Raw genomic sequence first — 26,285 nt, 5'->3', positions numbered from 1 at the left:
AAAAAGTATTAAAACAATGATTGTGAAAAATAGTTATAATTTTCAAGAATTACATAAATTGAAAGTGTAAATTAATACTATTCAATTTCTTCATAATCTACATAGTCGCCTACATTTTTATTTGAAGTTTTTGTCTTTGGTATTTTATCAATAGTAACCTCTCCAGGCTTTTTGACTGTGTCTTGTTGTTGTTTTTGAAACTGACCAAATTGATCTCCAAAACGTTGCTCTGCCTTTTTAGCGGCAAATTTTATTAGAAAAGGCGCAAATAGTCGCCCCAATACCTTAAACAAATACCAAACAACAACTATTATAAATATGGTTCTTAATAAACCCATAATTTAACTTTGATTAATAATTAAGTACAAAAATACAATTCTATCAACTTAAAAAACGTTCATAAATGATAAAAAATCATTAAAATATCTATATTTGAGAACCCTTAAGCAAAACTAATTAACGCTATTAAACAAACAAATTCAGATTTCATTTAAAATCATAACTATGAAGCCTATCAAATCTACTTGCATTCTTTTTTTTAGCCTTTTAACTGCACTTTGCTTTGGACAATATACCGATGTTATAAACTCAAATAGACCTGGAGTTTCAAGAAGCGCCTTTTCTGTTGGGACAAATGTCCTACAGTTTGAGGTTGGACCTTACATAATTAATGAAAAGCGCACGCCAGCGTTGAGCACAGAAGTAGATGGCTTTGGAGTTGATTTCAGTGCGCGCTATGGTTTATTTTTTGAAGAATTAGAATTAAATATTGAAGGTAATTACCAAAATGACACCAAGACATTTTTATCAAGTGTGCCTTTTGATGAAGATCGAGCTAATTTTAAATTTTTAACAATTGGCGCCAAATATTTAGTTTTCGATCCTTATAAAAACTCAGAAGAGGACAAACCCAACCTTTATAGTTATCACGCCAACCATCGTTTTAAGTGGAAATCTTTAATTCCAGCAGTTTCTGTTTATGTTGGAGCCAATTTTGACACTAAAAATAATCCATATACGGCACCTGAAATAGAAGGTTTCAGCCCGAAAGTAATGATTGCTTCCCAAAATAATTTTGCCGGTGGATGGGTATTGGTCCTTAATTTAATAAAGGATAGAATAGGAACAGATCAATCCGATTTTCAATACATAATAACCTTAACACATTCATTTAACCCAAAGTGGGTGATATTTGGTGAAACTCAAGGAATTAAAAGTGACTTTTATGCCGATAATTTATTACGCTTTGGTGGTGCCTATTTATGGGGTAAAGATTTTCAGTTAGACACAGCCTTAACATTTAACACAAAAGATACACCTTCTGTATTTAGCGTTAATTTTGGAGCTTCTTATAGATTCGATTTTCATAAAGACAAGGAAAACGAAGATATTGATAACGGAGGGTCGGCAAAAGAAGAAGGTAAACGACAAGCAAGACGTAATAAAACTAAAAAGAACAAGAATTCGGATTCTAGCGAAAAAAAGAAACAAAAAAGAAAAGACACAGATTTTGACGATAATTAAATGTCACAATCTATCATTTTTATATGATTACACTAAAAGAAGTAAATACTAAAAAGGAATTAAAAACATTTGTTAAGTTTCCTTTTACGCTATACAAAGATTCTAAATATTGGGTTCCGCCAATTATAAGTCAAGAAATAAAAACTTTTAACAAAAAAGAAAACCCTGTATTTAATGATGCAGAGGCTACACTTTTCTTGGCATATAAGGAAAATAAAGTGGTAGGAAGGGTTGCTGCAATTATCAATTGGCTTGAAGTTAAAAACCAAAACCAACGCAAAATGCGCTTTGGTTGGTTTGATGTGATCGATGATATAGAAGTAACTAAAAAGCTACTTGATAAAGTTTTAGAAATTGGAACAAAGAATAATTTAGAATTTATTGAAGGTCCAATAGGTTTTTCAAATTTAGATAAAGTTGGCGTACTAACTGAAGGATTTGATCACATAGGCACTATGATTACTTGGTACAATCACCCCTACTATGCAGAACATTTTAAAAAATTAGGTTATAGAGTTGAAAAAGAATATCTAGAGCATAAACACGCTTTTGTTGATATTAAAAGAGAAAACTTTTCACGTATTCAAGAAATTATTAAAAAACGTTATAAACTAAGACCTCTTTACTTTAAAAAAACAAAAGAAGTAATGCCGTATGCAGATAAAATGTTTGATCTTTTCAACCAAAGCTATGCTTCCTTATCTTCATTTGTCGCTATTACTGATATTCAAAAAGATTATTTCAAAAAGAAATTCTTAGGGTTTATTAACCCTGAATATATAAAGTTTGTTGTTGATGAAAATGATGAATTAGTGGCATTTGGTATAGTAATGCCCTCTTTTGCTCAAGCATTACAAAAAATGAAAGGAAAACTATTTCCTTTTGGTATAAAACATTTGCTACATGCAAAAAAACATAGTAAAAAGGTAGCGTTTTACTTAATTGGAGTACACCCAGAATACCAGCAAAAAGGAGTACATGCCATAATATTTAATGAGTTTCATAATACTTTTACAGAAAAAGGAATAATTGAATGTATTCGAACTCCAGAATTAGCAGATAATGCAGCTATAAATAAACTATGGAGAAATTTTAATCCAATTATTTATAAAAAACGATGTACTTTTAGAAAAGATATTCCATAAAAAAATCCAACTCATTGAGAATCGGATTTTTTTATTCTATAAAGATAATATTTTACCCCTATTAATCGCCCATTGCTGCCATAACAGCTGCAGATAAGCGCTTATAAGTTCCATTTTCTAATCTATCTCTAATGGCATCAAATGCATCTAAAGTCTCCTTAACATCCTGTAAAGTATGTGTGGCAGTTGGAATTAATCTAAGCAGTATTAATCCTTTAGGTATTACAGGATAAACAACTATAGAACAGAAGATACCGTAATTTTCACGTAAATCTTTAACTAAAGCCATTGCTTCAGGAATACTGCCCTTTAAATAAACTGGTGTTACGCAACTTTGTGTGGTCCCTATGTCAAAACCACGTTTCTTCAATCCGGATTGTAATGCATTTACATTCTCCCATAACTTATTTTTAAGTTCTGGCATAGTTTTTAGCATTTCCAATCGCTTAAGCGCTCCCACTACTAACTGCATCTGCAAAGATTTTGCAAACATTTGAGAACGCAAATTATATTTTAAATAGTCTATAATTTCTTGATCGCCAGCAATAAATGCTCCAGTGCTTGCTAGTGATTTCGCGAAGGTTGCGAAATATACATCAATATCGTCTTGAACGCCTTGCTCCTCTCCTGCTCCTGCTCCATTAGCTCCTAGAGTGCCAAAACCATGCGCGTCATCAACAAATAATCTAAATTTAAACTTCTTTTTAAGTTCAACAATTTCTTTTAAACGTCCTTGCTCACCGCGCATACCAAATACACCCTCGGAAATCACTAAAATACCACCTCCCGTTTGCTCGGCCATTTTTGTTGCTCTTTCCAAGTTTTTCTCTAAACTTTCTACATCATTATGCTTATAAGTAAAGCGCTTTCCCATATGTAAACGTACACCATCTATAATACAAGCATGTGCATCTACATCATAAACAATAATATCATCTTTAGCAACAAGAGCATCAATTGTAGACACCATACCCTGATAACCAAAATTAAGAAGATAAGCTGCTTCTTTACTTACGAACGAAGCTAACTCATTCTGAAGCTTTTCATGCAAATCTGTGTGACCAGACATCATTCTTGCCCCCATCGGATAGGCCGAACCATACTGTGCAGCTGCTTCAGCATCAACCTTACGAACTTCTGGATGGTTAGCAAGCCCCAAGTAATCGTTAATACTCCATGTGATAACATCTTTTCCTTGAAATTTCATACGATTAGAAATTTCTCCTTCTAATTTAGGAAAAACAAAATAGCCTTCGGCTTGCGAAGCCCACTTACCTAAAGGTCCTTTGTCCTTATAAATCTTATCAAATAAATCTTTCATTTATTATAAATCTTATTGCTATTAATTAAAGATACTTCTAATTCTAAACAAATATTAAGCACTTAAAACATGCTGCAAAATTAAATATTTATATTGTTAGAGCATAATTTTTGCACGTCCATTTGTCAATAAAATAATAAAAGAGACAATTTGCTGTTAAATCAACAAAAATCATCTCTTTTTGAAATATCTACTGAACTGTTACTTAATGTATTGTATTTCTTCAGCAGTAGCTTCATGAACACTATCAAAAAAACCTTGTTCATTCATCCACTTATCACTGTAAACCTTGCTCATATATCTCGATCCATGATCTGGAAAAATGACTACAACTTTATCTGTTTTTTTGAATTTGCCTTGTTCGTTCAATTGCTTAACAGCTTGCATTACAGCTCCAGAAGTATAGCCCACAAATAAACCTTCATTCTTAACTATTTCTCTAGCAGAATGAGCACTTTCTTCATCAGTTACCTTTATAAATTCATCAATAGCATCAAAATCTGTTGCAGATGGAATAAGATTTTTACCTAAACCTTCAATTCGGTAAGGGTAAATTTCCTTTTCGTCAAATTCTCTGGTTTCGTGATATTTCTTAATTACCGAACCAAAAGCATCTACCCCAATAACTTTAATGTTTGGATTTTGCTCTTTTAAAAATTTTGCAGTACCAGAAATAGTTCCTCCTGTTCCGCTACATGCGACTAGGTGAGTTATATTACCCTTCGTTTGATTCCAAATTTCCGGACCTGTACTATGGTAATGCGCATCAATATTTAATTGATTAAAATATTGATTAATATAAATAGAACCCTTGGTTTCTTCATGTAAACGTTTTGCTACTTGATAGTAAGATCTTGGGTCATCAGCACTAACATGGGCAGGACAAACATAAACTTTCGCTCCCATTGTTTTAAGCATATCAATCTTATCTGTAGATGATTTTGAACTTACAGCTAAAATGCAATCATATCCTTTGATAATACTAACCATTGCAATACTGAATCCAGTGTTACCAGAGGTAGTTTCAATGATTGTATCACCAGGCTTTAAAATACCTTGCTTCTCAGCTTGCTCAATAATGTAAAGTGCTATTCTATCTTTTGAAGAATTTCCTGGATTAAAAGATTCTACTTTTGCAAAATAGTCTCCTTTATAATCGGCAGTCAATCTATTGAGTTTAATTAGAGGCGTATTCCCTACTAAATCTAATACATTATCAAAAACTTGATTCTTTTGCTCCATAGATGCTTTTTAACGGCTTCACAAATTTCAATTTATACAAAGCCTAAAACCTTGCAAAAATAATACATTTTTTTTTATTAGTGATTAATTCCCTCTAAATCTAATAAAAAGGCATATTCTAAAGCAACTTCCTTTAAGCTTTCAAATCTTCCGGAGGCTCCACCGTGACCAGAATCCATATCTGTATGGAGTAATAATTTGTTATTGTCCGTCTTATATTCTCTCAGCTTTGCTACCCATTTGGCAGGTTCCCAATACTGTACCTGTGAATCATGTAATCCGGTTGTAACTAACATATTCGGATATTTTTTAGCTTCAATATTGTCGTAAGGAGAATAAGATTTCATATAATCATAATATCCCTTATCATTAGGGTTTCCCCACTCATCGTATTCTCCTGTTGTTAAAGGAATTGTTTCATCGAGCATAGTAGTTAGCACATCGACAAATGGAACAGCTGCTAAAACACCATTATATAATTCCGGATTCATATTAATAATAGCTCCCATTAGTAATCCTCCAGCAGAACCGCCATAAGCATATAAGTGTTCTTTGGATGTATATTTTTCTTCAATCAGATGTTTAGAACAATCTATAAAGTCGGTAAACGTATTTTTCTTGGTAAAAAGTTTCCCATTTTCATACCAGTCTCTACCTAAATATTCGCCACCTCTTACATGAGAAATAGCATATATAAATCCTCTATCGAGTAAACTTAGCCTTATTGATGAAAATGATGGGTCGATGGTAGAACCATAAGAACCATAGGCGTATTGTAATAATGGGTTATTACCGTCAAACTCGATTCCTTTTTTGTAAACTAAAGAAATAGGGACTTTAACCCCATCTCTTGCTGTTGCCCAAATGCGCTTTTCTTTATAGTTTTCTTTTTTGAAGTTACCTCCAATTACTTCTTGCTCTTTCTTAACTTCCGAAACTTTTAACTTTAAATCGTAGTCAATAACGGAATTTGGAGAAGTTAATGAGGTATAACCATATCGTAACTTATGGCTGTCAAAATCTGGGTTGTTTCCAACGTAAGCTGTGTAAGTTTCGGAACTAAAAGGCATATAATAATCTTCTTCACCATTCCAACTGATTATTCTCAATTTGTTCAAGCCATTTTCACGTTCATTAATTACTAAAAAATCTTTAAAAATTTCTATATCTTCAATCAAAACCTCTTTTCTATGACTAAGAACTTCTTCCCAATGACTAAGTTCGGTCTTATCTACATGAGTTTTTAAAAGTTTGAAATTTGTAGCATTATCTTTATTAGTAATGATGTAAAAATGATTATTATAATGGGCAATACTATATTCTAAATCTTGAGTGCGTTCTTGAAAAATTTTGAATTCTTGATCTGGTGTGTCGGCATTTAAAAAGCGATACTCTGTTGATAACGTACTTGAAGATCCAATAATAATATACTTTTTCGATTTAGATTTATAAACAAATGTGTTAAAGGTTTCGTCTGATTCGTGGTACACCTCTTTATCGTCAACTATATTAGTGTTTAGTTTGTGCTTGAATATTTTATTGGACCGCAGAGTAACAGGGTCTTTCATTGTGTAAAATAGTGTCTCGTTATCGTTAGCCCAAGTTGAACCACCAGTGGTGTTTTCTATTTTATCGGAAAGGACCTCACCAGTAATTAAATTTTTTATATGAATGGTATATTTTCTTCTACTTATTATATCTGTTGAAAACGCTGCCATATTATTATCTGGACTAATAGAAATCCCTCCAAGTTTAAAGTATGAATGGCCTTCTGCCATTTCATTGCAATCAAAGAGAATTTCCTCTACAGCATCCAAACTCTCTTTTCTTCTTGTATAAATTGGATAATCCTTTCCTTCTTCATAACGCGTTAAATACCAATACCCATTTAACTTATAAGGAACAGATGTATCATTTTCTTTTATTCGCCCTTTCATTTCCTCAAAAAGCGTATTCCGTAAATTTTTGGTATGATTTAGAATAACGTTCGTGTAATCATTTTCAGCTTTTAGATAGTCATATACTTCTTTACTCTCTCTATTATTTAACCAGTAATAATTATCAATACGTGTATCTCCATGAATATTTAATTCATGTGGAATCTTTGTTGCTTTGGGAGGATTAATGACAGCTGAATCTTTTAACATTTGATGATTTTTTTTACAGGAAATGGCAAAAATAATGCTTAAGATTAAAATAATACTTTTATTCTTCATTTTTAAAGTATAATAGCCGAAATTTAAATATTAATTTTGATAATTTTGTAATTCAATTTAAACTTAAAAGTATGTTTGGAGATATGATGAAAATGATGGGGAAATTAAAAGAAACCCAGAAGAAAGTTGAAGAAACAAAGAAAAGATTAGATACTGTATTTATTGATGAAGCAAGTTCTGATGGTCAATTAAAGATAACACTTAACGCAAATAGAACGATTAAGGCTATTGAAATTGATGACACACTTCTTGAAGACAAAGAACAACTTGAAGATTATTTAATATTAACATTAAATAAAGCTATTACAAAAGCTACTTCTGTGAACGAAGCTGAATTGGCTGCCGTAGCTAAAGAAGGTATGCCTAATATTCCAGGAATGGATATGTTATAAATTGTAAAAGACTTTTTACGTTTATAAAGTCTTTATAGTACTTATTAACTTTTCGTGCATGGTATTGGTATAATCGAGATGGGTTACCATTCGTAATTTTCCACTCCCCATACTAATTATATATATATTTTTATCAGCCAAGTTTTGAACGAATTGTTGTTCATTAACATCATTGTTTAACTCAAAAACAATAATATTGGTTTCAATTTCCTCCACAATTTTTATTTTATTTAGTCTCTTAAGCTCCTCTCCAATTTCTTTAGCCTTTTTGTGGTCATCGACCAATCTTTCAATATTATTATCAAGAGCATAAAGTCCAGCGGCTGCCAAATAGCCTACTTGACGCATATTACCTCCAAATATTTTTCTAATACGCAAAGCATCTTTCATAATATCTAAGTTACCAATAAGAACCGATCCAATTGGACATCCCAAACCTTTACTTAAGCATACAGAAATAGTATCAAACTGCTCACCATATTGTTTTGGGCATTCATTTTTAGTTACCAATGCGTTCCAAATACGCGCTCCATCTAAATGAAATCTAAGCTGATTATCATCACACACCTTCTTAATTTTTTTTATTTCATCAAAATCCCAACATGCTCCACCTCCTTTATTAGTGGTGTTCTCAATTTCAACTAAAGATGATTTGCTATAATAATAAGCTTCAGGATTTATAGCATCGATAACTTGCTCATGATTAAACATACCACGGTTACCATCAATTAACTTACAAGACACGCCACTATTGAAGGAAACGCCACCAGATTCATAATTATAAATATGTGCATATTTATCACAAATAATTTGTTCGCCAGGGTTAGTGTTTAGTTTTATGGCGGTTTGATTCGCCATAGTTCCAGATGGAAAAAATAAAGCGTCACTTTTTCCGAACATCTCAGCGAGACGGTTTTCCAATTCGTTTACAGTGTTATCTTCTCTAAAAACATCGTCACCTACTTTAGCCTCCATCATAGCTTCCAGCATCCCTTTTGTAGGCTTTGTAACCGTGTCGCTTCTTAAATCTATTATCATTAAAACAAAATATTAATTGATGTTATAAATATATCACTATTTACTAATTAAAACAGTCAACATTTTTTGTTATCAAATAAATATTCGAATCTTCAATTTAAACCACATCTAATAAATTTCACAAGTAATTACGGCAGTGATTATATCATTGAGGCTAAGGGTATTCCCAAATCTTAAATTCCACTTTATCGAACTATTACATTTTCTGTAGTATAAAATCTTATATACTTTTTTCTTTTGTTTATTAAAGAATAAATATTAAATCCTAATTTAATTTATAATGACAAATACTTGAACCAATTGGCGAACCATCAGGTATTTGAGGTGCATGGTTTATTTTAAATTTATTAGGAGTTTTTCGGAACTCAGAAATCATTTTAGCAAATTGATTGGCATATTTATTAGGATTGTTTTTATCCTCCAATAGCATTAATATATATTCTATCGTTTGATTAGCCTCTGCTTTTACTTGAAAAAATGTTTTATCATTTACAGCTAAATTCATAATATATTTTAGAACTTCAACATTTATCATTTGTTGTGATTCATTTAAATAGTCATCCTCATATTTCTTATTGAATGAACTATCAATTAATTGTTCTAAAAGCTCTCTAATACTTAACTGCTCATTATCTAGACTCTTTTGTTGTATTAATCTGTTCATACGTTCTGGATGTAACAAATATTTTAAAGTTAACGCACTTGAGGTTGAAACAGCGCTTAAAGCATCAAAACTTACTCCTGTTAACCCCTTAAAAGATTCTCTTGTTCTCGGATAATTAGGAGCTCGTGGTGGAAATAGTTTTAATTTTTCTTTTGGGATAGCTAATGTTTCTGCCGAAAGCGTCTTAATAATTACTTTTAAAGCATTCCTTTGTGTATCAGCATTTAAGGCGTCTGTTATATTATTACCATCCCCTTTAATCGCATAATTATAATCTAAACCAGCCACTAGTTTTGTTGCAGCTTCTGTTTGATAGCGATGAAAAAAGTAAAGAGGTACAAAAACATCCTCTAGGGCAGAATAAGGTTCGAATGTTCTTATGTTATCTACAGAAAAGTTTGATATTGCTTTTTCTCGAACCTGTAAAACCGCATCTAATTCATTTATAGGATTCTTACCATTATCCCATAAATGAGCAAATGCATGTGCACTCCCTGGAGCTCTTGCATCACTATCTGTTATAAAGCGAAGCCCTTTTTTTGAAGCGCTATCCAAAATATCTTTTAAAGCATTCAAGTCATCTTCAGTTTCGCTAAACTCGCTATAACTATAGGCTACAGCAATTTTATCCCATTCACCAATACCAGTACTGTAAGTGTTTTCTAAGCTGATTTCGTTATTTTTTAATTCTATTTTCGGATGCGGATAATCCATAACAGAGGCGTTGCCATTAGTGCTTGCAGCAAAATTATGTGCAAAGCCCAATGTATGCCCCACCTCATGTGCGCTTAATTGACGAATTCTTGCTAAGGCCATTTCCAGAATAGGTTTATATTTGTTATCATTTTCTTTAAACGGCTTATCCATTAAGGCTTGAGCAATTAAAAAATCTTGACGAATCCTTAAACTACCCAAGCTAACATGCCCTTTAATTATTTCTCCTGTTCTAGGGTCAACAACGCTCCTTCCGGAACTCCAGCCTCTTGTTGAGCGATGTATCCATTGAATAATATTATATCTGCAATCCATGGGGTCAGCATCTTCAGGCAGCATTTTAACCTTAAAGGCGTTTTTAAAACCAATAGCTTCAAAAGCTTGGTTCCACCAAGACGCACCTTCCAGCAAGCCTGTCCTAATAGGTTCTGGAGTACCTGGATCTAAATAATAGATTATTGGTTCAATGGCTTCAGAAATTTCTGCCTCTGGATTTTTCTTCTTTAATCGATGCCTAACAACAAAATGCTTTTTTATAGGGTCCTGAATTGGTGCGGCATAATCTAAATAAGACATTGATAGCGCACCACTTCCAACATTAAAAACCCTAGGTTTATAATTACCATCTGGCAATGCGATAAATGAATGATGTTGTATAACACTTATTAACGACGGTGTAGGTACTACGGTTTGAAGATATTTTCCTGTTGGAGTGCCTTTTAGTGTCAACAAAGCTTCAAATTCCACGTTTTTAGGAAATGCTTTAGTTCTTTGCTTGGATAATGCACTTTTTGTTAAATCTACTTTATAATCTCCTTCTTTTTTAACTTTTAAAACGGTTGAAACGCCGTGGGTATCCTGCATTAAAAACGGGGTTATGTCAATAATATACTTTCCGTTTTCTTCCTGAATTATTTCAAATCCAAATAATACAGATTTTGCAAAAGCATGTTCTACACCATTTTTTTCTAATTTATTATCTGTATTAGCTCGATATACTAAATTTGACTGAACTAATAGTAATTTGTTACCTGCTTTTTCAAATTTCACTAGCCGCTCTTTTCCTAATTGCCCTCTGTCCAAGCCAATATCATTAGACCCAACACCTGTAGCTAGGAAATTAACATATAAAAATTCAAAGTTGAGTTCTTTTACTTCTAAATAAATTTTATCCTGACTCTCTTCATAATAAAAATTAAAAAAGCCTGTGTAAGCTGTTAGATTTTTATCTTTTAAAGCTTGTGAAAAAACATCCAAATTCATAACGAACAAACAAAAGACCAATATAAATTTCCTCATAACAAATTAATTTGTTCTTAAAGCTAAGCATTATTTTAATATCGTAATATAAAGTTTATTTTTGTGAAAATTATTTATTCGAAATGATTACATCTGATCAGATAAAAGTTCTCAATACCCGCCTAGATAAACTTAGGCACTATCTTTGACATAGATTCCAAACTTATAGAAATCCAAAACGAGGAAGAACAAACATTCGATCCAAATTTCTGGAATGACCCCAAAGCTGCAGAGACAATAATGAAGTCTTTGCGAGTTAAAAAGAAATGGGTAAAAGACTTCACAGATTTAAAAACTCTTATTGAGGATTTAGAGGTTATATATGAATTCTTTAAAGAAGGTGAATCTACTTTAGAAGATGTTGAAAACCGTTTTAATAAAGCTTCCGATTTAATAGAGGATGTTGAATTCCGTAACATGCTTTCAGATGAAGGTGACAGCTTAAGCGCCGTTTTGCAAATAACTGCTGGAGCTGGTGGAACCGAATCTTGTGATTGGGCGAGTATGCTCATGCGAATGTACCTCATGTACGCTGAAAAGAGTGGATTTAAAGTTAAAGAGCTTAACTTTCAAGAAGGTGATGTTGCAGGTATTAAAACAGTAACTTTAGAGATTGATGGCGATTTTGCATTTGGATGGCTAAAGGGTGAGAATGGAGTCCATCGATTGGTTCGCATCTCCCCTTTCGATAGTAATGCGAAGCGTCATACAAGTTTTGCTTCAGTGTACGTATATCCGCTGGTTGACGATTCTATAGAAATTGAAATTAATCCTTCCGATATTGAAATAACTACGGCACGTTCTAGTGGTGCTGGTGGACAGAATGTGAACAAAGTAGAAACCAAAGTTCAGTTAACACATAAACCCTCAGGGATTCAAATTTCATGTTCAGAAACCCGTTCTCAGCACGATAATAGAGCCCGAGCAATGCAAATGCTTAAGTCGCAGCTTTACGAAATTGAACTTCAAAAGCAATTAGAACAGCGTGACGATATTGAAGCTGGCAAAATGAAAATTGAATGGGGCAGCCAGATTAGAAATTATGTGATGCACCCGTATAAATTAGTAAAAGATGTTCGTACCAATTACGAAACAGGTAATGTTGATAATGTAATGAACGGCGATATTAATGCTTTTCTAAAAGCCTATTTAATGATGATGGGGCAAAAACATAAAGAAGATTCAAACACATTATAAGATGAATAAAATAGACACGATAATATTCGATTTAGGCGGCGTACTTATCGATTGGAATCCAGAATACGTTTTTTTAGATGTATTTGATGGCGACCGAAAAAAAATGCAGTGGTTTTTCGATAACATATGTACTCATGACTGGAATGAAAATCAAGATGCTGGTTATCCTATGGCTAAAGCTACTGAAGAGCGTATTACAATGTTTCCAGAATACGAAAAAGAGATTAGAATGTTTTATGGTAGATGGGTAGAGATGTTGGGAGATGCCATTGCCGGTACAGTCGCAGTTTTAAAAGAGCTTATACATTCGAAAAAGTATAAAGTTGTAGCATTAACAAATTGGAGTGCTGAGACATTTCCTATTGCGTTAGAACGTTTTGAGTTTTTGCATTGGTTTGAAGGTATTATTGTTTCTGGAGAAGAGAAAACTAGGAAACCATTTGATGAGATATACAATCTTACACTAAATCGATTTAACATTAAAGCTGAAAACTCAATATTTATTGACGATAATCTCAGAAACATTGAAGCAGCAAATAATTTAGGAATCAATGGTATTCGATTTACAAGTCCCGAACGGCTAAAAGAAGATTTAATAGGTTTTAATATTCATATTTAAAATGATTAAGATTTACCATAATAACAGATGTCGCAAATCAAGAGAAGGTTTAAATATCTTAGAAACTTCAGGAAAAGAATTTAAAGTTATTAAGTATTTGGAAGATACTCCTTCAATTGAAGAATTGGGTAAAATCATCAAAATATTGAATATTAAACCCATACAATTGGTGAGAATCAATGAAACTATTTGGAAAGAAAATTATAAAGGTAAAAACCTTTCTGATGAAGAAATCATTAAAGCCATGGTATGCCACCCCAAATTAATTGAACGTCCAATTGTCATAAATGGTGACAAAGCAGTAATTGGAAGACCTCCAGAATTAATAGCGAATTTCATCAAATAGTATTTGCTTATTTAGGCATAGTATCAATCAATCATTCCTCGGTTTTATTTAACTTTTCTTTAACCGAGAGCAGCACTATATATCAATAATTTTGCTTTGTTTTTAAATAAGACTTTTTAAAATGAAGTATTTCTACTTGTTAATTATTCTTTTGATTTCAACGACCAAACTTTTGGCTGAGCCTGAAACTGTTAAAGATCGAGTTGTTAAAGGAAATGTGATAGATCAAGAAACAAAGCAACCTCTTGAATATGCGACTATTTCATTTTTCAGTTATAAAGAACAGAAAGTTGTAGATGGTACTATTACCGATATTAATGGAAATTTTCAAATTAAAGTTTCTGAAGGAATCTATGATATTAGAATTGAATATATATCTTATAAAACTTTTGAACTTTCCAATAAAAAGATAGATTCCAATTTAGATATGGGTACGGTATCATTATCTCTGGACTTAGAGACTTTAAATGAAGTTGAGATTATAGCTGAAAAAACAACTGTTGAAGTTAGACTAGACAAGAAAATTTATAATGTAGGTAAAGATTTAACAGTAAGGGGTGGAAACGTAAGTGATGTTCTAGATAATGTACCCTCTGTTTCTGTTGATGCCGAGGGGAATATTGCACTTCGTGGTAATGACAATGTTCGTATTCTTATAAATGGCAAACCTTCTGGATTAGTTGGTCTAGATTCATCCGATGCGCTACAACAATTACCTGCAGAGGCTATTGAAAAAGTGGAAGTTATTACCTCACCATCTGCTCGATATGAAGCAGAAGGTACTGCTGGAATTTTAAATATAATCTTGCGTCGTAGTAAACTGCAAGGCTTAAATGGAGCTGTTACAGCCAATGTTGGCTATCCAGATCGTGCTGGAATTTCTGGCAATATCAATTTTAGAACTGGTGATCTTAATATTTTTAACACAATCTCTTATAGATACAACGAATCACCAGGCTATTGGTATTCATATACAACATTTAAAAACAATGGAAACATAAACGATGAAAAGCGAGACTGGGTCAATACCTCGAAAGGAATTACAAATAATTTTGGTGTGGAATGGTATATAAATGACTCGTCTTCTATTACAACATCAATGGTTTTTAGTGATAATAATGGACTGGATGAATCTACTACGAGATTATTACAGTTAGATTCAAATATGAATCTATTAAGTGATAATTTAAGAATTGACCCTCAAGATACCGATTCTAAAAATATTCAATACTCGTTTAATTATACTAAAAACTTTAAAACAAGTGGTCACAAATTAACTTTTGATTTTCAGTTTGAAGATAATGATAGAGATGAATTTTCATTGATAAATGTAGATGGTATTGATAGTGACATTTTATCACAGATAGTCGATGGTTCTAAAATATTTTTAAGAACTGATTATGTATTACCTCTTGGAGAGAATAGCCAATTTGAAATGGGATATCGTGGCGACTATGATGATACCACAACAGATTATAAAGTAGAATTGCTAAATAGTAATACTGGTGAATTCGAAATTGACACAAATCTCACAAACGTCTTTAATTTTAGAAATTATATCCATGCTGCTTATTTTCAATTTGGGAGTAAAATAAATAAGTTTTCTTATTTGCTGGGATTAAGAATGGAAAATACGCAACTTACATTAGATCAACCAACTTCTGGTGACTTCGAAAAAAGAAATTTTACAGGGCTATTTCCAACAATAAACTTAACCTATGAGTTTAACGAAGATGAAAATCTTACATTAGGTTTTAATAGAAGATTGAGAAGACCATGGTCATTCTTTCTTAACCCATACCCTTCAAGAAGTAGTGTTACCAATATTTTTCAAGGTGACCCTGGACTTAATCCAACGTATTCAGGGCAAATCGACCTTGGCTACTTAAATAGGTTTAATAAGTTTGTTTTAAGTACATCAGCATATTATCAAAGATCTACCGATGTAATGCGATTTGTTAGTAGAGGGACAGGAGAATTTGTTGAAGTTGACGGCATTCAAGTACCAGTAATATTAAGAACACCTGCTAATATTGCAACAGAAAACCGCTATGGTTTTGAATTTAATCTTACCTATAGTCCATCTCGTAAATGGCGCGTAAATACCGATTTTAACCTTTTTAATTCTATAATCGATGGTGAATTTGATGGTGCTAACTTCGATTCGGAAAATGTGAGTTGGAGGGCTCGATTAAGTAATAAATTAACTATTCCATGGGAAATAGATTGGCAAACAAACATTAATTATAGAGGCCCCAGTTTAGATGCTCAAAATACCAGAGATGGTGTGCTAACAGTAAACCTTGCATTTAGTAAAGATATGTTTAAGGAAAAAGCATCTATTGCCTTTAATGTCAATGACCTATTTAACACACGGGCATTTACAGGAACTGTCGAAACAGACGATTTCATAACCATTCGAGACCTGCGTTACCGTGGTGTACGCTCATATAACCTATCTTTCACATACAGGTTTAATCAAAAGAAAAAGCGAGAATTCCAACGAAACTTTAGAGGTGGTGATATAGATATGTAGAAATAAAAAAGGAAGCTTAATAAGCTTCCTTTTTTATAATTGTTACTTTATTTTTTAACTATGCGTTTCTTTTAGCTTTTTTTGCTTCTCTAATTTCTTTTAATCTTTCAATTAAAGATCCACCAATCCAATAAGGTATAACGAAAGTCAATAAAAAAATCATTAACCAAAAACCAATGGTTAAAATCGTTAAAAATGCTAAAAAGCCTAAATATTGGTCGAAATCAAACATAATAATAAGTGTCTTTTATAAATCTTTGGCAAAGATAATTGAAAAGGCTTTCTTATACAATATCAAATTAAAAATTATTAACAGCATTATGAACTAATTTAAATTGGGTTGTGGTGTAATCCTCAAATAAGGCTTGACCTCTTTATACCCTTTCGGAAAAATGACCGGAATATCTTCTGTTGCTACTGCAGGCACAACAACACAGTCATCACCATTGTTCCAATTAGCAGGCGTTGCCACTTTATGATAAGCGGTTAATTGCAAGGAATCAATAACTCGTAATAACTCATCAAAGTTTCTTCCTGTTGAAGCCGGATAAGTAATAGTGAGTTTTACCTTTTTATCAGAGCCAATTACAAACACCGAACGTACGGTTAATTTACTATCGGCATTAGGATGAATCATATCATACAATTCTGAAACTTTTCGGTCTTCGTCAGCTATAATTGGAAAATTAACAGTTGTGCCTTGGGTTTCATTAATATCATTAATCCAACCATGATGCGATTTAATACCATCAACGCTAAGTGCTACAACTTTAACGTTTCTTTTTTCGAATTCAATCTTATATTTTGCTACAGTTCCTAATTCTGTTGTGCATACAGGTGTATAATCCGCTGGATGTGAAAATAATATACCCCAACTATCTCCTAACCAATCATGGAAATTAATAGCGCCTTCTGTAGATTCTGCTGTAAAGTTTGGAGCTATGTCTCCTAATCTTATTGCTGCCATATTTTTTTATTATTTATTATTTAATGATAACTTATTGAAGTTCTACTAAGTTATGATATTTCGTGTAATAAAACGAAAATATTGGCTCGTAATTATGTTAAAAAACTTTCAAAAAACTAACATATATCATAATTGAAACAAGGCTAAAAGAATTAACTTTGCAACTTAAAATTAAATTATTATTACCATGAGTTACAGAATTGAAAAAGACACAATGGGTGAGGTAAAAGTACCTACTGATAAGCTTTGGGGAGCACAAACTGAGCGTTCAAGAAATAATTTTAAAATTGGACCTACTGCTTCAATGCCTATGGAGATTATCTACGGTTTTGCATACCTTAAAAAAGCGGCAGCATATACCAATTGTGAATTAGGTGTTTTATCAGAGGAAAAGCGTGATTTAATTGGAAAGGTATGTAATGAAATTTTGGAAGGAAAACACGACAATCAATTCCCTTTAGTTATATGGCAGACAGGATCTGGCACTCAAAGTAATATGAATGTCAATGAGGTCATAGCAAACAGAGCACATCAATTAGCTGGTAAAAATATTGGTGAAGGCGAAAAAACAATTCAACCAAATGATGATGTTAACAAATCGCAATCCTCAAATGACACGTTCCCGACTGGAATGCATATAGCAGCATATAAAAAAGTGGTTGAAACTACTATACCAGGTGTAAAACAACTAAGGGATACTTTAAAGAAAAAATCTGAAGCTTTTAATGAGGTCGTTAAAATTGGTAGAACGCATTTAATGGATGCCACACCTTTAACATTGGGGCAAGAACTTTCTGGATATGTAGCTCAATTAGATCATGGTATAAAAGCTTTAGAAAATACATTACCCCACTTGAGTGAACTTGCACTTGGAGGTACTGCAGTTGGAACTGGACTAAATACACCTAAAGGATATAGCAAGAAAGTTGCAGCATTTATAGCTGAATTTACAGGATTGCCATTTATAACTGCTCCTAATAAATTTGAGGCGCTTGCAGCTCATGATGCTTTGGTAGAGACACATGGAGCATTAAAACAATTAGCGGTTTCTCTAAATAAAATAGCCAATGATGTTAGAATGATGGCATCTGGACCTAGAAGTGGTATAGGCGAAATAATAATTCCTGCTAATGAACCAGGTAGTTCTATTATGCCGGGTAAAGTGAACCCAACCCAATGTGAGGCATTAACAATGGTTTGTGCTCAAGTGATAGGTAATGATGTAGCCGTTTCTGTTGGTGGTTTGCAAGGTCATTATGAACTAAATGTTTTTAAACCTGTTATGGCAGCCAATGTATTACAATCAGCTCAATTAATAGGTGATGCTTGTGTAAGTTTTGATCTTAACTGTGCCGTTGGTATTGAGCCTAACTATGAAGTAATCACTAAACTACTTAATAACTCGTTAATGTTAGTGACTGCATTAAATACTAAAATTGGGTATTATAAAGCTGCAGAAATTGCGAATACAGCTCATAAAAATGGAACAACTTTAAAAGAGGAGGCCATTAATTTAGGTTATGTTAATGCCGAAGATTATGATGCTTGGGTAAAACCTGAAGACATGGTAGGCAGTTTGAAATAATTAAACTTGAAATAATAAAATAAAAAAACAGGTATTTAATAGATACCTGTTTTTTTTTGGTTGGTTAGCTATCAATCCTTTTGCTAAATCAAAAAGAAATCGATGTAAATTTATTATTTACCAATCATAATTTTGTTAACAAATGTTAATCACCGTCCAGTTTTTTTCTGATCCTACTCAATTGCACGGCAGTTATACCCAAGTATGAGGCAATATGATATTGCGGTATTAACTCATCTACATTAGGTATTTGATTTCTTAAAGCTAAGTAACGTTCCTTGGCATCCAATGAAATTAATTCAACTAACCTTTTTTCATATTTTATATATAAACCTTCTAACACTTTGTTGTATAAGCTTTTAAAGCCAGTGTCTTCTTCACAAAGTTTCATTAGTTTATAAAAATCTATTTCATATAATTTACAATCGGTCAATGTTTCAAAAACAAATTTTGATGGCTTTTTTTTCATTAAGGCGGTTAAGGATCCAACAAAACTTATAGGTAGATAAAAACTTTTATTAAATTCTTTTCCTTCTTCTGTACTTAAATAGCATCGAATAATACCATTTACAAGCATATATACCTTTGAGGTGTTTTCTCCATATTTTACTAGTTGACACCCTGCTGGTACTCTTCTAAAAACAGATATATTTTTAATGATAGCGAAAGCCTCTTCAGATATATCTGTAATAGAATTTAAAAAAGTAAAGTTTCTATTCATTTATTAATTTATAAGTGCTCTTCTGTAGCCTTTTAATGCATGAATTGTTGTAGTGTCATAAATGGGCGCTTTCACATCTTTCTGTTCAATTAAAAGAGGAATTTCAGTACAACCTAAAATAATTCCTTCGGCACCTCTTAAAATTAATGAATTTATTATTTCTAAATACAATGCTTTGCTTTCTTTTTTTAAAATTCCTTTCGAAAGTTCGTTATAAATAACTTCGTTAATAACAATCCTTTCTTTTTCATTTGGAATAACTACGTCAATACCATTAGACTTCAGAATATCTTTATAAAAATCCTTTTCCATGGTATATTTAGTACCTAACAATCCTACTTTACTTAACTTCTGCTTTTTTATTTCTTCAGCAGTAGCATCAGCGATATGAACAACTGGAATTGAAATTGCTTCTCTTACAGCATCAATTGTTAAATGCATCGTATTTGCGCATATTAAAATAACATTAGCTCCTGCTCTTTCCAAACTTTGTGCAGCATCACTCATAATTTTATCTAGCTCATCCCAACGGTTTACTTTTTGTAGTTTACTAATTTCAGCAAAATCTACTGAGTTTATAATAAGTTTACAAGAATGAAACTCACCAAATTCTTTTTCGGCTAGATCATTTAATATCTGATAATACATTATTGTTGATTGTGGTGTTATACCTCCAATTAATCCTATAGTTTGCATCTCATTAAATTTATTGTTGCTAAATTTAGCGATATTTCCTGTCAATAATATTTTACATGACACTATTAATTACCAATATTAAAGAATTACTACAAATTCGAGAAAGAACGGAACTAAAAGTATCAGGAGCTGATATGAAAGAACTGCCAGCTATTAAAAACGCCTTTCTTTTAATTGAAAACGATGTTATCATGAAATTTGGTGAGATGAATCACTGCACTAATATTGACGCTGATAAAGTTATTGATGCTTCTGGTAAAATAGTTCTACCATCTTGGTGCGATTCTCATTCTCATATTGTTTATGCTGGTAATAGGGAGCAAGAATTTGTTGATAGAATAAATGGTTTAACGTATGAAGAAATTGCCAATCGTGGTGGTGGTATATTGAATTCTGCAGAAGAGTTACAGAATACGGATGAAGACTCTTTGTACGAACAATCTTTAAAAAGAGTAAAAAACATAATAAAATTAGGAACAGGTGCTTTAGAAATTAAATCAGGATACGGTTTAACCGTTGATGCTGAGTTAAAAATGCTTCGTGTTATAAAACGAATTCGTGAAAATGCACCTATAAAAATAAAAGCTACTTTTTTAGGAGCACATGCCATTCCTAAAATATTTAAAAGTGATGCAGACGCTTATATCAATTTAATTATTAATGATATGCTTCCTTTGATTCATAAAGAGAATCTAGCTGATTTTATTGATGTTTTTTGTGAGAAAGGTTATTTCTCTCTGGAGCATACCAATAGGATTTTAAAAGCTGGTTTAGAATATGGTCTAACTCCAAAAATACATGTCAACCAGTTTAATGCTTTTGGAGGTGTACCATTAGCTGTTAAAAACAATGCATTATCTGTAGACCATCTGGAAGAGTTAACAGAAGAAGATATAAATGCATTAAAAGCTAGTAACACGATACCTGTTGCTTTGCCCTCATGTTCTTACTTTTTAAGTATCCCCTATACACCTGCTCGTAAACTTATAAATGCTGGTTTAGCCTTAGCATTAGCTTCCGATTATAATCCTGGTTCTACCCCTAGTGGTAATATGAATTTTGTTGTGAGTACCGCATGTATAAAAATGAAGATGACACCTGAAGAAGCCATAAATGCTGCAACCATTAATGGCGCATATGCCATGGGTATATCTGAAGATTATGGAAGCATTACTACTGGAAAAAAAGCTAATATTATTATTACAAAGGATATTCCAAGCTATAATTATTTACCCTATGCTTTTGGTGATAACCACATAGACCAAGTCATTATAAATGGAAAAGTGGTTGAATAAAAAAGCCCTAAACATTTAGTTTAGGGCTTTGCTCTTAAGTGTTATATTTTGTTTACTTTAAAGTAAACTCAGAGCTTGATACTAAATCTTTTTGGTTGAAAACATTTACTACATAACGACCTTTAGCAAATTTATCTTCACCTTTAGAAACAACAAACTCACAAATATTTAGGTTGCTATTTTCATAATTGAATTTACTAATCATACTATAGTTAAGTATTTTTTCACCAAATTGTACTTGATCGTTTAATCCTAATGTATTACTGTTAGGATCTATTACCTGTACGTATAATTCTTGATCTCCAGCCTGTACTAACGCATTTTTAGCAACTGTAAAACAAACACGAATTTTATCAACTCGACTTGCTCTTTCAGTTGGGATTAACTTACCCGAAGTTCTTTCTATAACTCCAAATCCTTTTAATCCAACAGTAGATAATACAGCAGCATTTTCAACCACTTCAGCCAAAGCTGTATTTTGTACCAATAATGAATCTGTAAATACAGTGCGCTCTTCGAGACGTACACGAGTACTATCCAAAGATGTGGCTAAGTAAGAGTTCTCTACTCGTAAAGAATCATTTTGAGCTAAAAGAACATCCATTTCCTTTTGTAGAGACTGATATTTACTTTTATATCTCCATAAACTCTTCACATTAGTTTCAGAAATCTTTAAAGAATCTATTAAACCTTGAATTCTTGCTCTGGCATCAACTAAGTTAGCATTAGCCACATCATTCTCGCTAATAGCCTCATCATATTGTTTTGCCATGGCGTTTAAATCATTCATTACTAATTGCTTCTCTTCAGTTAATTGCTTTTTGGTATCATTACTTTCTTTGTAAAGATTCATAGTATAAAATCCAGTTCCTAAAAATAGAACTAATGCTATTCCTAAAGCTATTTTAAGGCCCATACTATTTTTGTTGTTTTCCATAATTACTTGTTTTTAATGTTTGTTAAGGTCTAATGTTTTTAAATTTTATAACTTCAATTTTATAATGCTAAAAATAAATAATGATGTATTTTTATTATTCAATATTTATTGTTTTATGGACAACCTAGTTTTATTTAATAACGCTACTCGAAATAAATTACTAAACAAACGCTCTGGTGAATCCAAATTTGGTCAACACGTTCAAGTTTTAACCAGCATTTCCAATATATACGAACAACTTAAAAATTTGGATGTTAAGTATGTTATTTTTGGTTTGCCTGAAGATATTGGTGTTTTTGCAAACCATGGTAAACGTGGAACAGCAAAGGCTTGGAGTGCTACACTTAAAGTTTTGTTAAACATACAGAGTAACCAATTTACAAGAGCAAATAACGCATTAATATTAGGTCATTTAGATTTCACCAATGAAATGTTGGCTGTTTCAAGATTAAATTCTTCTAGAAAAAAGGATGTTTTAAGGGCAAGAAAGCTGGTAAATAATATTGATGATTCTGTTACTCATCTTATAAATCAAATAGTTTTAGCTGGAAAAAAACCAATAATTATAGGAGGTGGACATAATAATGCATACGGAAATATTAAGGGTACTGCCTTAGCTTTAGGAAAAAAGATTAATGTTGTAAACCTAGATGCACATTCCGACTTTAGAGATAAAGAAGGTCGGCATAGTGGAAATGGATTTAGTTACGCCTTCGATGAAGGTTTTATAAACAAATACTTTATTTTCGGTTTACATGAAAATTATACCTCAGATAAGGTCTTTAAAGTATTGAATAAAACAAAACAAATACTATATAATACCTTTGAAGATTTAGAAATTAGAAAAAAAACCAAATTTAAATATGAATTGCAGCGTGCTTCAGAACATGTGGGTGATGACTATTTTGGTATTGAAATTGATTGTGATGCTATTGAAAATATACCCTCGAGTGCGATGACACCTAGTGGTTTCACCGTTAATAAATCTAGACAGTTTCTAGATTATTTTGCTAAGAAAAACAATGTTTGCTATCTACACATATGTGAAGCTTCACCAACAAAAAAGACTGCTACTAAAATTGGTAAACTTATTACCTACCTCATTACAGACTTTATTAAGGCATAAAGTTTTGAATTAGAATACAATTTATATTAGATTTACATAAGTACTTATATAAATAATAATATGGATGCTTTAAGAGGTTATGGCGAACTGGGTTTAGGCTCTCGATTAAAAAGAGTAAGTGAATTTATTATGAAAGAAACACAGTTAGTCTATGATTATTTTAATATAGATTTTGATCCTTACCTATTCCCTATTTTTAAAATTATAGTTAATAAAAATGGTGTTACAAATAAAGATATTCAAAATTCATTACACTTTACACAGCCTGCTATCACACAAGCTGTCAATAAACTAAACGACAAAGGTCTTATTCGCTTTAAACATGACGATTTAGACAAGCGAAAAAAAATAATTCATCTTTCTAATCATGGAAAAAGAACTTTGATGAAATTAGAGCCCATTTGGAAAAGTATCGAAGACGTTATAAAAGAATTTACTTTAGAAAATTCTTCTTCCCTTATCGAGCACTTAAATATTTTGGAAAATAAACTTGGATCTAAAAGTTTTAGTGAAACTATTATTAAAAATGTAAAAATATATGGATTACAAGAATTGAATATCGTTTTGTATCAAGAAGAATATGTACGATACTTTTACGAGTTAAATATAGAATGGTTAAAAACTTATTTTTATGTAGAAGCCTATGACGAAGAGGTTTTAAGTAAACCAAAGCAATATATAATAGACAAGGGCGGTCATATATTTTTTGCGAAACTGAATAATGAAATTGTTGGTACGGTTGCACTTATGCCTTTGGGAGATGATGGTCTTTTCGAGTTAACTAAAATGGCTGTATCACCCAAACATCGTGGTTATAAAATTGGACAAAAATTAATGCAGTATTGTATTGATTTTGCGAAAAATATGAGGCTACCAAAACTTATACTTTATTCTAACACCAAGTTAGAAAATGCCATCTATATCTATAAAAAGTATGGTTTTATTGAAATTCCAGTTGAGCCAAATTCACCATATGCACGGAGTAATATTAAAATGAAGTTGGTGTTTTAATTATTCAAAGATTTTAAAGAATCAATTTGTCGTTGTAACCTTTCAATTTCATTTGTTTTTAAGCTATCCCTTAAAACTGGAGCTATTGTATCTGTTGACTCCGGCATTATATCAATAGTTTTGGACTCTTCAACAAAATAATAACCAATTTTTTCGCTAGATCGCCATGCTTCGTTCAATTGATTATAGACCTTTTTATTCCATTCACTTGGATGCTTAACATCTATCCAAACCACATCGCGATATTCACTATCAATCAGAACCAAATCTGGAGTTGCAGAGCCATCAAATTGTTCTGCATTTTCATTACTAATTGAAGACACTGTTCCCATAAAAAACATGCGCTTTCTTCCTGCAATATCTTTTATGTAAGGTCTAAATTCAACTGGTGTATTTGCGGTCCAATCGTATTCTTTTCTCGACTCCTTTACTTTTAAAGGCATTGCAGAGACACCTGCATATCCTTGTTTCTTTGCTGCGTGATTGTAATAGTATAATTTGTCTGTGCCATCGGCAGGAACAAATACACTAAAACTTAAACTTGTACGCTCATCTCCCACTGGCTCTAGTCCAAACCAATGGTACAAACCGCTATAAGCTGCAGATTGTGTGTCCGAAAAATCAAAATCGGTAACATAGGGTTGTTGGTTTTGATCTTTGGGCATTTCTGGAATTTTAACTGCCGTTTCCATATTCCAAGGTAGCGGGTCGCTAAATCCTCCTAAAAATTTTAATGATTCGGCTTGCAATCTCGAGACTTTTTCGGCAAGTGTATTTTGTCGTGTTAAATAGTCATGATTTTTCATGTTTTCAGGACTAATAAAAGTTCCCTTACCTATTAGAATACGCTCTAAATAATCTTTAAAATCATGCTCACCATTTTCTATAACCATAACACCTCCAAACGTTGGGTATGGAAACAAAAACCCTTTCCATTTTATCAAGCTTACCACCTGCACCCATTGCCCAGAATCATTCTGCATATAATAGGTGTCACTTGGTTCCATTAAAAAAAGCTTAAAAAAGTTAAATCGCTGTACCACCGCATTATATGTATTTCTACTAAACTTTAACGACTCTCCTATTGAAAAGGTAACTGGAATTCTATTTTCACTCGAAAACCTAGGAAATGGTGTCGTACTCGACACAGCAAACACCTCCTCGGTATTATCTGTCATTCCTTGCCAGACATACTTCTCAGTGGGCTGAATGGCCATGGTCCATTTATTTTCATTTTCGATTCTAACTAAATGAGGTAACGAAACATCTTTAGTTTCGCCAACACTTTCATTTGCCATTGAAAAAACATTTCGAAGTGGTTGAATGCGTTCATTTTGAGTTAATGGTAATTCATTTATCTCAACCCGATTTAGATTATTGAACACATTATAAGTTTTCATATAATCATACATTCTAAAATGCCAACCAACAATGTATAAAAGACCAAAAAAGGCTAGTAACAGCCCCAGTATAGCTAATCTAGCTCCGGTGCTTGCCGATCTTCTAAACTTTCGCAATCCGAAGAATAGCACAATTCCACTCAATAAAATAATAAAAATATATTTCCTTACAAATAAGAGCGCTGGCTGGTAATCGTCACGTAAAACAAATAATAGAAATAGTAAGACTAAGCCAAAAATAATGGTTATTCGTTTTTGCTTTTTACCTTTATTCCAATAGTTTTTTATCATAGT

At 32.3% G+C, this 26,285-nt stretch carries 22 protein-coding genes; 11 read left to right on the top strand and 11 right to left on the bottom strand.

What is annotated here, in order from left to right; all coding sequences use genetic code 11:
* Window positions 1–77 precede the first annotated feature (77 nt).
* Window positions 78–338 carry a DUF4834 family protein gene (locus tag FEF17_RS11725; protein WP_139002586.1) on the bottom strand — a complete coding sequence of 87 codons (261 nt, stop codon included), beginning with the start codon at window positions 336–338 and terminating at the stop codon, window positions 78–80.
* A 166-nt stretch (window positions 339–504) separates the two neighbouring features.
* Between FEF17_RS11725 and FEF17_RS11720 the strand changes: the two genes are divergently transcribed.
* Together FEF17_RS11720 and FEF17_RS11715 are read left to right on the top strand one after the other, a co-directional pair.
* Entirely contained in the window at window positions 505–1,524 is a 1,020-nt protein-coding gene (locus FEF17_RS11720) for a transporter (RefSeq protein ID WP_139002585.1), read from the top strand.
* A 23-nt stretch (window positions 1,525–1,547) separates the two neighbouring features.
* Window positions 1,548–2,669 (top strand): GTP cyclohydrolase, encoded by a 1,122-nt coding sequence (locus tag FEF17_RS11715; RefSeq protein WP_139002584.1) that lies wholly within the window; start codon window positions 1,548–1,550, stop codon window positions 2,667–2,669.
* Between the two features lie 61 nt (window positions 2,670–2,730).
* Here the strand turns inward: FEF17_RS11715 and capB are convergent, their stop codons facing one another.
* The 3 genes from capB to FEF17_RS11700 form a co-directional block, all read right to left on the bottom strand.
* Window positions 2,731–3,990: a cysteate-C-fatty acyltransferase gene (capB, locus tag FEF17_RS11710; RefSeq protein WP_139002583.1), complete on the bottom strand. Its 1,260-nt coding sequence runs from the start codon at window positions 3,988–3,990 to the stop codon at window positions 2,731–2,733.
* Window positions 3,991–4,191: 201 nt separating this feature from the next.
* Window positions 4,192–5,232 carry a cysteate synthase gene (capA, locus tag FEF17_RS11705; RefSeq protein WP_139002582.1) on the bottom strand — a complete coding sequence of 347 codons (1,041 nt, stop codon included), beginning with the start codon at window positions 5,230–5,232 and terminating at the stop codon, window positions 4,192–4,194.
* 77 nt (window positions 5,233–5,309) lie between these two features.
* A complete protein-coding gene (locus tag FEF17_RS11700) occupies window positions 5,310–7,448 on the bottom strand; it encodes a S9 family peptidase (protein ID WP_139002581.1) in 2,139 nt (712 codons plus the stop codon).
* 71 nt (window positions 7,449–7,519) lie between these two features.
* Between FEF17_RS11700 and FEF17_RS11695 the strand changes: the two genes are divergently transcribed.
* On the top strand, window positions 7,520–7,840 hold the full coding sequence (locus tag FEF17_RS11695) for a YbaB/EbfC family nucleoid-associated protein (protein WP_139002580.1): 321 nt from the start codon (window positions 7,520–7,522) through the stop codon (window positions 7,838–7,840).
* A gap of 21 nt (window positions 7,841–7,861) precedes the next feature.
* Here the strand turns inward: FEF17_RS11695 and FEF17_RS11690 are convergent, their stop codons facing one another.
* Together FEF17_RS11690 and FEF17_RS11685 are read right to left on the bottom strand one after the other, a co-directional pair.
* On the bottom strand, window positions 7,862–8,878 hold the full coding sequence (locus tag FEF17_RS11690; protein WP_139002579.1) for a threonine aldolase family protein: 1,017 nt from the start codon (window positions 8,876–8,878) through the stop codon (window positions 7,862–7,864).
* A gap of 265 nt (window positions 8,879–9,143) precedes the next feature.
* Complete coding sequence (locus tag FEF17_RS11685) at window positions 9,144–11,555, bottom strand: zinc-dependent metalloprotease (RefSeq protein ID WP_139002578.1); 2,412 nt, start codon at window positions 11,553–11,555, stop codon at window positions 9,144–9,146.
* 83 nt (window positions 11,556–11,638) lie between these two features.
* Between FEF17_RS11685 and prfB the strand changes: the two genes are divergently transcribed.
* From prfB to FEF17_RS11665, 4 genes are all read left to right on the top strand, one after another.
* A protein-coding gene (prfB, locus tag FEF17_RS11680) for a peptide chain release factor 2 (protein WP_139002577.1) occupies window positions 11,639–12,752 on the top strand; the annotation gives its coding sequence in 2 pieces (ribosomal slippage) (window positions 11,639–11,701 and window positions 11,703–12,752; 1,113 coding nt in all).
* 1 nt (window position 12,753) lies between these two features.
* Window positions 12,754–13,371: an HAD family hydrolase gene (locus FEF17_RS11675; protein WP_139002576.1), complete on the top strand. Its 618-nt coding sequence runs from the start codon at window positions 12,754–12,756 to the stop codon at window positions 13,369–13,371.
* 1 nt (window position 13,372) lies between these two features.
* Complete coding sequence (arsC, locus tag FEF17_RS11670; protein ID WP_139002575.1) at window positions 13,373–13,717, top strand: arsenate reductase (glutaredoxin); 345 nt, start codon at window positions 13,373–13,375, stop codon at window positions 13,715–13,717.
* Window positions 13,718–13,838: 121 nt separating this feature from the next.
* Window positions 13,839–16,253, top strand: coding sequence for a TonB-dependent receptor (locus tag FEF17_RS11665; protein ID WP_139002574.1), 2,415 nt, complete (start codon window positions 13,839–13,841; stop codon window positions 16,251–16,253).
* A gap of 325 nt (window positions 16,254–16,578) precedes the next feature.
* Here the strand turns inward: FEF17_RS11665 and FEF17_RS11660 are convergent, their stop codons facing one another.
* Window positions 16,579–17,220: a peroxiredoxin gene (locus FEF17_RS11660; RefSeq protein WP_139002573.1), complete on the bottom strand. Its 642-nt coding sequence runs from the start codon at window positions 17,218–17,220 to the stop codon at window positions 16,579–16,581.
* Between the two features lie 187 nt (window positions 17,221–17,407).
* On the opposite strand from FEF17_RS11660, the gene fumC reads away from it, so the two are divergent.
* Window positions 17,408–18,805: a class II fumarate hydratase gene (fumC, locus tag FEF17_RS11655; protein ID WP_139002572.1), complete on the top strand. Its 1,398-nt coding sequence runs from the start codon at window positions 17,408–17,410 to the stop codon at window positions 18,803–18,805.
* A 145-nt stretch (window positions 18,806–18,950) separates the two neighbouring features.
* Here fumC and FEF17_RS11650 read toward each other — a convergent pair whose 3' ends face one another.
* Window positions 18,951–19,526, bottom strand: coding sequence for a Crp/Fnr family transcriptional regulator (locus tag FEF17_RS11650; protein ID WP_139002571.1), 576 nt, complete (start codon window positions 19,524–19,526; stop codon window positions 18,951–18,953).
* Between the two features lie 3 nt (window positions 19,527–19,529).
* Window positions 19,530–20,222, bottom strand: a complete 693-nt coding sequence (locus FEF17_RS11645) for an aspartate/glutamate racemase family protein (protein WP_139002570.1) — start codon at window positions 20,220–20,222, stop codon at window positions 19,530–19,532.
* Between the two features lie 56 nt (window positions 20,223–20,278).
* Between FEF17_RS11645 and hutI the strand changes: the two genes are divergently transcribed.
* Window positions 20,279–21,517, top strand: a complete 1,239-nt coding sequence (gene hutI / locus FEF17_RS11640; protein WP_139002569.1) for an imidazolonepropionase — start codon at window positions 20,279–20,281, stop codon at window positions 21,515–21,517.
* 52 nt (window positions 21,518–21,569) lie between these two features.
* Here the strand turns inward: hutI and FEF17_RS11635 are convergent, their stop codons facing one another.
* Window positions 21,570–22,454 (bottom strand): DUF8428 domain-containing protein, encoded by an 885-nt coding sequence (locus FEF17_RS11635; RefSeq protein WP_139002568.1) that lies wholly within the window; start codon window positions 22,452–22,454, stop codon window positions 21,570–21,572.
* Between the two features lie 115 nt (window positions 22,455–22,569).
* Between FEF17_RS11635 and FEF17_RS11630 the strand changes: the two genes are divergently transcribed.
* Complete coding sequence (locus tag FEF17_RS11630; RefSeq protein WP_139002567.1) at window positions 22,570–23,580, top strand: formimidoylglutamase; 1,011 nt, start codon at window positions 22,570–22,572, stop codon at window positions 23,578–23,580.
* 60 nt (window positions 23,581–23,640) lie between these two features.
* Complete coding sequence (locus tag FEF17_RS14505) at window positions 23,641–24,591, top strand: GNAT family N-acetyltransferase (RefSeq protein WP_139002566.1); 951 nt, start codon at window positions 23,641–23,643, stop codon at window positions 24,589–24,591.
* Here FEF17_RS14505 and FEF17_RS11620 read toward each other — a convergent pair.
* Window positions 24,588–26,282, bottom strand: coding sequence for a hypothetical protein (locus tag FEF17_RS11620; protein ID WP_139002565.1), 1,695 nt, complete (start codon window positions 26,280–26,282; stop codon window positions 24,588–24,590). The genes FEF17_RS14505 and FEF17_RS11620 overlap by 4 nt on opposite strands.
* Between the last annotated feature and the right edge of the window lie 3 nt (window positions 26,283–26,285).

The sequence above is a fragment of the Hyunsoonleella aestuarii genome (genome assembly GCF_006148925.1).
Lineage (GTDB): Bacteria > Bacteroidota > Bacteroidia > Flavobacteriales > Flavobacteriaceae > Algibacter_D > Algibacter_D aestuarii.
The sequence above is the reverse complement of the archived record's forward strand: the minus strand, read 5'-3'. Positions and strand labels throughout refer to the sequence as shown.